Below are 8599 nucleotides of genomic sequence, written 5' to 3' on the forward strand. Positions count from 1 at the left end.
TCGGTGGGGGTGTCCGGCGCGGGCTGCTCGGTCGGCGCGTCCGTCGCGCCCGCAGGCGCGGTGTCCGCGTCTTCGGTCTCGATACCGATGGCGGTGAGGCCTGCGTCGGTGGCGACCAGCGTGACGCCGTGGCCGTCGCCGGTCTCGCGCCAGACGGGCTCGCCCTTGCGCAGGTCGGCGTCGACCTCCTGCAGGAAGCCCTTGGCGAGCATCGCGCCGACCACCTTGGCGGCGGCGCCACCCCGCAGGCTCTCGGGCAGCGGCAGGGCGATGTGCTCGGGCCGCTGGGCGGCAGCGCTCAGGATCAGGGCTTGGGTGTCGGAAAGCTTGGTCATCGTCGTCTCCCGTATCGGGGCGCGCAGGATGCGGGCCCTTCTACGAGGTCGAGCCCGCCAGTCGGCGGGCGAGACCGGGAGCGGGTCGTCTCACTCGGCGTGTTCGCCTTCGCTGAAGGCCATGTCGGTGATCTCGCGCAACTTGGCGCGGTAGTGGTTCAGGGTGCCGACATGGCCCCAGTTGATCTCGTCGGGGTGGGTCTCGAAATGGTCCGCGCTGAGGGCGGCGAGCCGTTCCAGCATCGCGTCGATCTCGGTCTTCGCGGCGATGAAGGCGTCGAGGGCTTTCGTGTTGTCGGTCGCGCGGCGGGTCATCTTGGTGGCTCCTTGGTGAGTTGCATCGCTTCGTTGGAGTGACGTTCGCTCCGGTGGCGACGCTTATCAACTCGATAAGCACATGATCTTGAATGATAATCGGAGCCGTCGATGCAGGGCATGAGCGAGCGCCAGTACGCCGCCCATGTCGGGCTGTCACGCGGCGCCATCCAGAAGGCGAAGACGGCCGAGCGGCTCGTCCTCTATCCCGATGGCAGCATCAACGCGGCCGCCAGCGACGCCCGGCGCGCCGAGACGACGGACCCGTCGAAGACTCGAAAGCCGCCCGCGCCGAAGCTGAAGCCTGTCCCCGAGGCGGCGGTGGCCGCCGTCGGCGACACGCTGCGCGAACAGGGTCTGGCGGTCCCGGCGGTCGGCGGCGGCACGACCTTCCTGCAGGCGAAGACCGCGAACGAGGTGCTGAAGGCGCAGGAACGGCGCATCCGGCTCCAGAAGCTGAAGGGGGAGCTGATCGAGCGGGCCCGCGCGCTGGCGCTGGTGTTCCGGCTGGCGCGGGAGGAACGGGACACGTGGGTGAACTGGCCCGCGCGCGCGGCGGCTCTGATGGCGGCCGAGCTCTCGGCGGCATCCAGCGACGCGACAGGCCAGCAGATCACCGTGGAGCCAGCCGCGATGCAGAAGGTCCTGGAGAAACATGTACGCGCCCACCTCGACGAACTCGCCGAGGTCCGGCCCGACTTCAGGTGAAGATGACGCGCTGACGGATTTCGACGGCGCGGGCGAGATCCTGCGCGCGTGGGGCAACGGGCTGCGGCCCGACCCGGACCTGACCGTCTCGGAATGGGCGGACCGGCACCGGATGCTCTCGGGCCGTGCCTCGGCCGAGCCGGGGCGGTATCGCACGGTGCGCACGCCCTACATGCGCGAGATCATGGACCGGTTGTCGCCCGGCGATGTGATGCAGCGTGTCGTGTTCATGAAGGCGGCACAGGTTGGCGCGACCGAGGCGGGGAACAACTGGATCGGGTTCGCCATCCACCAGGCGCCGGGCCCGATGCTGGCCGTTCAGCCGACGGTGGAACTGGCCAAGCGAAACTCGCGCCAGCGCATCGATCCGCTGATCGACGAGAGCCCCGAGTTGCGGGAGCGGGTGAAGCCCGCGCGATCCCGCGACGCGGGCAACACGATGCTCTCGAAGGAGTTCGCGGGCGGCATCCTGATCATGACGGGAGCGAACTCGGCGGTCGGGCTCCGCTCCACCCCGGCGCGCTACATCTTCCTCGACGAGGTCGATGCGTATCCCGCGTCTGCCGACGAGGAAGGCGATCCGGTCACGCTGGCGGAAGCGCGGTCGCTGACCTTCGCCCATCGGCGCAAGGTGTTCCTGGTCTCGACGCCGACGATCCGGGGTCTGAGCCGGATCGAGCGGGAGTATGAGGCGAGCGACCAGCGCCGGTTTTTCGTGCCGTGCCCGCATTGCGGCGCGATGCAGTGGCTGAAGTTCGACCGGCTGCGCTGGCAGAAGGGCCGCCCCGAGACGGCGGAATATCATTGCGAGGGCTGCGACGCGGCAATCGCGGAACACCACAAGACGGCGATGCTGGAGGGCGGCGAATGGCGGGCGACCGCCACGGCCGCCGATCCGACCACGGTCGGGTATCACCTCTCGGCGCTCTATTCGCCGATCGGCTGGCTGAGCTGGGAGCGGATCGTGCGGGCATGGGACGCGGCGCAGGGGTCCGACGAGGCAATCAAGGCCTTCCGCAACACGATCCTCGGCGAGACATGGGTCGAAACCGGGGAAGCCCCTGACTGGCAGCGGCTCTACGACCGGCGCGAGCGCTGGACATCCGGCACCGTGCCCGCGGGCGGGTTGTTCCTAACCGCCGGGGCCGACGTCCAGAAGGATCGGATTGAGGTCGATGTCTGGGCCTGGGGTCGCGGGCTGGAAAGCTGGCTCGTCGATCACGTCGTGATCGAGGGCGGGCCGGATCGGCATGACGCCTGGTCGGAACTGACGGCGCTGCTCGACCGAAGCTGGCCGCACGAACGCGGCGCGCATCTGCGCATCGCGCGGCTCGCCATCGACACCGGCTACGAGGCCCCGGCGGTCTATTCCTGGTCGCGGGCGCAAGGCTTCGCGCAGGTGTCGCCGGTGAAGGGCGTCGAGGGGTTCAACCGCTCGAGCCCGGTGTCGGGCCCGACCTTCGTGGACGCGACCGAGGGCGGCAAGCGCCTGCGGCGCGGGGCCCGGCTCTGGACCGTGGCGGTGTCGACCTTCAAGGCCGAGACCTACCGCTTCCTGCGGCTGGCGCGGCCGACCGACGAGGAAATGGCCGACGGGGCAACATTCCCGCCCGGCTCGGTGCACCTTCCGCACTGGGTCGAGAACGAATGGCTGAAGCAGTTCGTGGCCGAGCAGCTGGTGACGGTGCGCACGAAGCGTGGCTTCGCCCGGCTGGAATGGCAGAAGCTGCGCGAGCGGAACGAGGCGCTGGACTGCCGGGTCTATGCCCGCGCTGCCGCCTGGATCGCGGGCGCGGATCGCTGGCCCGACGAGAAATGGCGCGACCTCGAGGATCAGCTCGGGGCGGCTCCCACCGACACCGATCCCGCCGGGCAGATCAACCGGCCGGGACAGGCCCCGCAGGGCAAGCGCCGCTCCGACTGGCTCGGGCGGCGCGGAGGATGGTTCTGAACATGACCGACTGGACGGAAACCGAGCTCTCGGCGCTGCGCCGCGCCTATGCTAGCGGCACGACCCGGGTCAGCTATGACGGCAAGTCGGTGGATTACGGCTCGGCCGAGGATCTGCTGGCGCGCATCCGGACCATCGAACGCGCCATTGCGGGCGTCGGTCGGCCCTTGCCGGTCGCCGGGCTCGCGGGCTTCAGCCGCGGGGATCGCTGATGTCCGCAACCTGGTTCGATCATGCCATCGCCAAGGTGGCGCCGCGCATGGCCGCGCGCCGCGTCATGGCGCGTCAGGCCTTCGAGACCCTGACGCGGGGCTATGATGGGGCTGCGCGCGGGCGGCGGACGGAGGGCTGGCGCGCGCCGGGATCCTCGGCCGACACCGAGATCGGCGTGGCCGGGGCGCTCTTGCGCGACCGGATGCGCGATCTGGTGCGCAACAACCCGCATGCGGCCAAGGCCGTGGCGGTGCTGGTCAACAACATCATCGGCGCGGGCATCATGCCGCGCGCCGCCAGTGGCGACGAAACGCTGGACCGGAGAGTCGACGACCTCTTCGAGCGCTGGACGGCGGAGTGCGACGCCGACGGCCAGCTCGACTTCTACGGTCTGCAGACGCTGATCTGCCGGGAGATGGTCGAGGCGGGCGAGGTGCTGGTGCGCCGCCGGTTGCGGCGGACGAGCGATGGCCTGCCGGTGCCGCTGCAACTGCAGGTGCTGGAGGCCGACTTCCTCGACGCCACGAAATCCGGCGCCCTCGGCGCGGGGCGGCTGGTGCAGGGGATCGAGTTCGACCCGGTCGGCAAGCGTCTCGCCTATTGGCTCCATGTCGAGCATCCGGGCGACGCCTACGGTGCCTTGCAGAACGGGTTGCAGAGCCGCCCTGTCCCGGCGAGCGAGATCGCGCATGTCTACGAGAAGCAGCGCACGCAGGCGCGTGGCGTTCCCTGGGGTGCGCCGGTGATCCGCAGTTTGCGCGATCTCGACGATTACGAGGTGGCCGAACTGGTCCGCAAGAAGACCGAGGCCTGCGTCACCGCCATCGTCTTCGGCGACGACGAGGCGCAGCAGGGCATCGCGCCCTCGGTGGTCGATGCCGACGGGAACCGGGTCGAGCAGTTCGAGCCGGGGCTGATCGCCTATGCCCGTGGCGGCAAGGACATCCGCTTCAACCAGCCTTCGGCCACCGGGGGCTATGGAGAATACAAGCGGGCCAGCCTGCACACGATCTCGGCCGGGTTCCGGGTGCCCTACGAGCTGCTGACCGGCGATCTCAGCCAGGTCAACTATTCCTCGATCCGGGCGGGGCTGGTCGAATTCCGTCGCCAGATCGACGCCGTGCAGTGGCAACTCTTCATTCCGATGTTCTGCGCGCCGGTCTGGCGCTGGTTTACGGAGGCCGCTTGGGCGGCTGGGCAGATCCCGTCGCCGACCGTGCCCGTCGAATGGTCGCCGCCGAAGTTCGAGGCGGTCGATCCGCAGAAGGATGCGATGGCGAACCTGCTGTCGATCCGCTCCGGCACCATGACGCTGGCTGAGGTGATCGCGAAACAGGGCCGCAATCCCGACGCCGTGCTGGCCGAGATCGCCGCGACCAACGCCAAGCTCGACGCGCTGGGACTAGTGCTCGACAGCGACCCGCGCCGCGTCACCAAGACCGGCAGCGCGCAGACCGGCGATTCGGCGAGCGATCCCGCCGCCGCCGACGAACCGGGCACCGACGACCCGGCCGCCGACGCGGATGAAACCGACCCGGCGCAGGCCGACCAACAGGACTGACTCTCATGGACACGATGATCGAACTGCCGGCCATGCGCCGGTCGGCGGAGCTTGCGCCGAACACGGCTGATGCCGACAGCCGCACCGTCGAAGTGGTCTGGTCGGCCGGGGCCCGAGTCCGCCGCGCGACCTTCTTCGGCGAGCCCTATGACGAGGAGCTGAGCCTCGACCCGGCCCATGTCCGGCTCGACCGGCTGAACGCGGGCGCGCCCTTCCTGAAGGTGCACGAGCTCGACACGCTCGACGCGGTCATCGGTTCGGTCGTGCCAGGTTCGGCCCGGATCGAGAACGGCCGGGGCATAGCGCTCGTGCGCATCTCCGAGCGCGCCGACGTCGAGCCGATCTGGCGCGACATCCAGGCCGGGCACATCCGGGCGGTCTCGATCGGCTACCAAGTCCACCGTTTCGAAGTCTCGAAACTCGAGGCGGCGCGCGAACTCTGGCGCGCGGTGGACTGGACGCCGTTCGAGGTGTCCGCCGTAGCGGTCGGCGCCGACCCCGCCGCCGGTTTCCGCGCCCAGCATCCCCTTCACGACTGCGTCCTTCACCGCCGGGACGCCCCCACAGAGCAAGGAGCATTCCCGATGACGGACAAGACCGAAAGCCCGGCGCGCGACGCCGCACCCGCCACCACCCAGCCGACCGAGCCGGTCGAAACCGAGGACACCACCATGACCGAGCCGAAAGCTGCGCCCGACCCGAGGGTCGCCGCAGCGGAAACCCGCGCGCAGCCGAAGGGCAATACACCTGCTGCGCCCGACACCGAAGCGGTCGCCACCCGCGCCCGCGAGGCGGAGCACGACCGCGTCTCCACCATCTACGATCTCGCGGGCCGTCTGAACCTCGAGCGCGGCTTCGCCGAGGATCTGGTCAAGCGCGGCGTCAGCGTCGACGAGTCCCGCCGCCTGATCCTCGACCAGGTCGCGGCGAAATCGGACGAGACCCGGACCTTCCCCCATGTTTCCGTCCCCCTCGGCGGCCGGGACGAGCGGATCACCCGCCGCGATGCCGTGGCGAACGCGCTGCTGCACCGTTACAGCCCGACGCTGTTCCAACTGGAGGACGCCGCCCGCCAGTACCGCGGCATGACGCTGCTGGAACTGGCCCGCGAAAGCCTCGGCAATGCCGGGGTCAACACCCGCGGCCTGTCGCGCGACGAGGTGGCGACGCGGGCGCTGCACTCGACCTCGGACTTCCCCGAAATCCTGTCGGCGGTCACCAACAAGACCCTGCGGCAGGCCTACGAGGCCTATCCCCGCACGTTCATGCTGTTCTGCCGCCAGGTGCTCGCCACCGACTTCAAGGCGATGCACCGGGTGCAACTCGGCGAGGCGCCGCAGCTGCTGGAGGTCGGCGAGAGCGGCGAGTTCAAGCGCGGGACGCTCGGCGAGAGCAAGGAGAGCTACAAGGTCAAGACCTATGGCCGGGTGGTCGCCATCACCCGCCAGACGCTGATCAACGACGATCTCGACGCCTTCACCCGGATCCCGGCGATGTACGGCAACTCCATCGCCCAGCTGGAGTCGGACGTGGTCTGGGGCATCATCACCGCCAACCCGGCGATGGCCGACGGCAACGCGCTGTTCCACACCACCCACAAGAACCTCGCGGGGACCGGTGCGGCGCTGGCGGTGGAGGCGGTGGGCGCGGCGCGGGCCGCCATGGCCAAGCAGACCGGCCTCGACAAGAAGACGGTGCTGAACGTCCGTCCTGCCTTCCTGATCGTGCCCGCCTCGCTGGAACTGAAGGCCGAGCAGCTGGTGGCGCAGAACCTCGTGCCCGCCGCGACGTCCAGCGTGGTGCCGCAATCGATCCGCACGCTCGCGCCGATCAGCGAGCCCCGGCTCGACGCAGCCAGCGAGACGGCCTGGTATCTGGCGGCCAGCCCGAACCAGATCGACACCATCGAGTACGCCTATCTCGAGGGTCAGCAGGGCGCATACATCGAGACGCGCAACGGCTTCGACGTCGATGGCGTCGAGATCAAGTGCCGCCTCGACTTCGGCGCCAAGGCCATCGACTGGCGCGGCCTCTACAAGAACCCGGGCGCATAACCCGCACCCCAACATGCTGAACCCTGACATGCGGGCGGTCCTGACGGGCCGCCCGTCGTATTTCCACGAGGATCCTCCCCATGAAAAACTACGTCCAGCCCGGCAATACCATCACCCTGACCGCGCCCTATGCCGTCGCCTCCGGCGATGGCCTGCTCGTCGGTTCCATCTTCGGCATCGCCGCTGGCGCGGCCGCCCTCGGCGAGCCCGTCGAGACCGCGCTCGTCGGCGTGTTCGACATCACCAAGGTCGGCTCCCAGGCATGGACCGTCGGCGCCAAGGTCTATTGGGACGACACGAACAAGCGCTGCACGACGGTCGCGACCGACAACACCCTCATCGGCGTGGCCGTCGAGGCGGTGGCGAGCGGCGCGGGCGACACCATCGGCCGGGTCCGCCTGAACGCGACGTTCTGATGAGCGCCTTCGCCGCCGCCGTGGGCGCGCTCTTCGCCGACCCGAGCATCGGCCGGGATGCGGTCTACATGCCCGAGGGCGGCGCGCCCGTTCTGGTGCGCGTCGTCGCCCGGCGCGCGGATGCGGTTACGGATTTCGGCGATGCAAGGATCTGGTCCGAGACCACGCGCGTGGATCTGCAGGTGGCCGAGGTGGCGAACCCGCGCCCCGGCGACAGGGTCGAGATCGACAGCGAAGCCTTCCTCATTCAGGGCGAGCCCGTTCGCGATCGCGAGCGACTGGTCTGGACGGTCGATCTGAGGCCCACGTGAAACTGAAGCTCGACATCGATCCCAACATTGTCGCGATGATGCAGGCCGAGGTGGCGGCGGGTGAACGCGCCGTGACCGCCGCCATGCGCGACGCCGGGACCGGGCTGAAGGCCGCATGGCGCTTGCAGGTCACCGGCGCAGGGCTTGGCACACGCCTCGCCAACACGATCCGCAGCCAGACGTTTCCGAAGTCTGGCGAGAGCCTTGATGCCGCCGCGCTCGTCTGGTCCCAGGCCCCGGTCATCGTCGGCGCGCATGACACTGGCCCGCTGATCCGCTCGAAGAACGGTTTTTGGCTCGCCATCCCGCTGCCCGCCGCCGGCAAATCCCTGCGCGGCGGTCGGATCACACCAGGCGAATGGGAGCGGCGACGCGGCCTCCGGCTGCGGTTCGTCTATCGCCGCACGGGGCCGAGCCTGCTGGTGGCCGAAGGACGGCTGAACGCCAAAGGCCAGGCGGTGGTGTCGCGCTCGAAGACCGGACGCGGCAAGGTCACCGCGCCGATCTTCCTGCTGGTGCCGCAGGTCAAGCTGCCCAAGCGCCTTGATCTGGCGCGGGACGCGGACCGGGCGTGGACAGTGTGCCGGGACTGATCGTGGCTAACTGGGTGAGCACGAAGCTTGATGGCGGCTAGAGTTCTGCGTCGAGCTTCGCAACGCTATCTCCCAGTGCATTCAGAAGTCGTCGAAAATCGTCACCTTCCCGAAGAATATTCTTGGCATCCTCAATGAAGCC

9 protein-coding genes and 1 pseudogene are annotated in these 8599 nt (G+C 69.2%); 8 read left to right on the forward strand and 2 right to left on the reverse strand.

Features of this window, described 5'->3' with window-relative positions; all coding sequences use genetic code 11:
• Window positions 1-335 (reverse strand): annotated as a pseudogene (locus A6302_RS17985) (DUF3489 domain-containing protein); the annotation flags it as partial.
• A 90-nt stretch (window positions 336-425) separates the two neighbouring features.
• Window positions 426-650 carry a hypothetical protein gene (locus tag A6302_RS17990; protein ID WP_069308195.1) on the reverse strand — a complete coding sequence of 75 codons (225 nt, stop codon included), beginning with the start codon at window positions 648-650 and terminating at the stop codon, window positions 426-428.
• A gap of 120 nt (window positions 651-770) precedes the next feature.
• Between A6302_RS17990 and A6302_RS17995 the strand changes: the two genes are divergently transcribed.
• From A6302_RS17995 to A6302_RS18030, 8 genes are all read left to right on the forward strand, one after another.
• Window positions 771-1358 carry a hypothetical protein gene (locus tag A6302_RS17995; protein ID WP_245294133.1) on the forward strand — a complete coding sequence of 196 codons (588 nt, stop codon included), beginning with the start codon at window positions 771-773 and terminating at the stop codon, window positions 1356-1358.
• Window positions 1306-3309, forward strand: coding sequence for a phage terminase large subunit family protein (locus A6302_RS18000; RefSeq protein WP_069308197.1), 2004 nt, complete (start codon window positions 1306-1308; stop codon window positions 3307-3309). The genes A6302_RS17995 and A6302_RS18000 overlap by 53 nt, the downstream gene beginning before the upstream one ends.
• 2 nt (window positions 3310-3311) lie before the next feature.
• The gene (locus A6302_RS18005) at window positions 3312-3521 is read left to right on the forward strand and encodes a phage head-tail joining protein (RefSeq protein WP_036706675.1); all 210 of its coding nucleotides are present in this window, start codon (window positions 3312-3314) and stop codon (window positions 3519-3521) included.
• Window positions 3521-5083, forward strand: coding sequence for a phage portal protein (locus A6302_RS18010; protein WP_069308198.1), 1563 nt, complete (start codon window positions 3521-3523; stop codon window positions 5081-5083). The genes A6302_RS18005 and A6302_RS18010 overlap by 1 nt, the downstream gene beginning before the upstream one ends.
• A gap of 5 nt (window positions 5084-5088) precedes the next feature.
• Entirely contained in the window at window positions 5089-7137 is a 2049-nt protein-coding gene (locus tag A6302_RS18015) for a prohead protease/major capsid protein fusion protein (RefSeq protein ID WP_069308199.1), read from the forward strand.
• A gap of 80 nt (window positions 7138-7217) precedes the next feature.
• Window positions 7218-7553 (forward strand): DUF2190 family protein, encoded by a 336-nt coding sequence (locus A6302_RS18020; RefSeq protein ID WP_023851461.1) that lies wholly within the window; start codon window positions 7218-7220, stop codon window positions 7551-7553.
• Window positions 7553-7864 (forward strand): head-tail joining protein, encoded by a 312-nt coding sequence (locus A6302_RS18025; RefSeq protein ID WP_069308200.1) that lies wholly within the window; start codon window positions 7553-7555, stop codon window positions 7862-7864. The genes A6302_RS18020 and A6302_RS18025 overlap by 1 nt, the downstream gene beginning before the upstream one ends.
• Entirely contained in the window at window positions 7861-8457 is a 597-nt protein-coding gene (locus A6302_RS18030) for a DUF6441 family protein (protein WP_210183384.1), read from the forward strand. Before A6302_RS18025 ends, A6302_RS18030 begins: the two co-directional genes overlap by 4 nt.
• Window positions 8458-8599 lie beyond the last annotated feature (142 nt).

Origin of the sequence: Methylobrevis pamukkalensis (genome assembly GCF_001720135.1) — a bacterium.
Lineage (GTDB): Bacteria > Pseudomonadota > Alphaproteobacteria > Rhizobiales > Pleomorphomonadaceae > Methylobrevis > Methylobrevis pamukkalensis.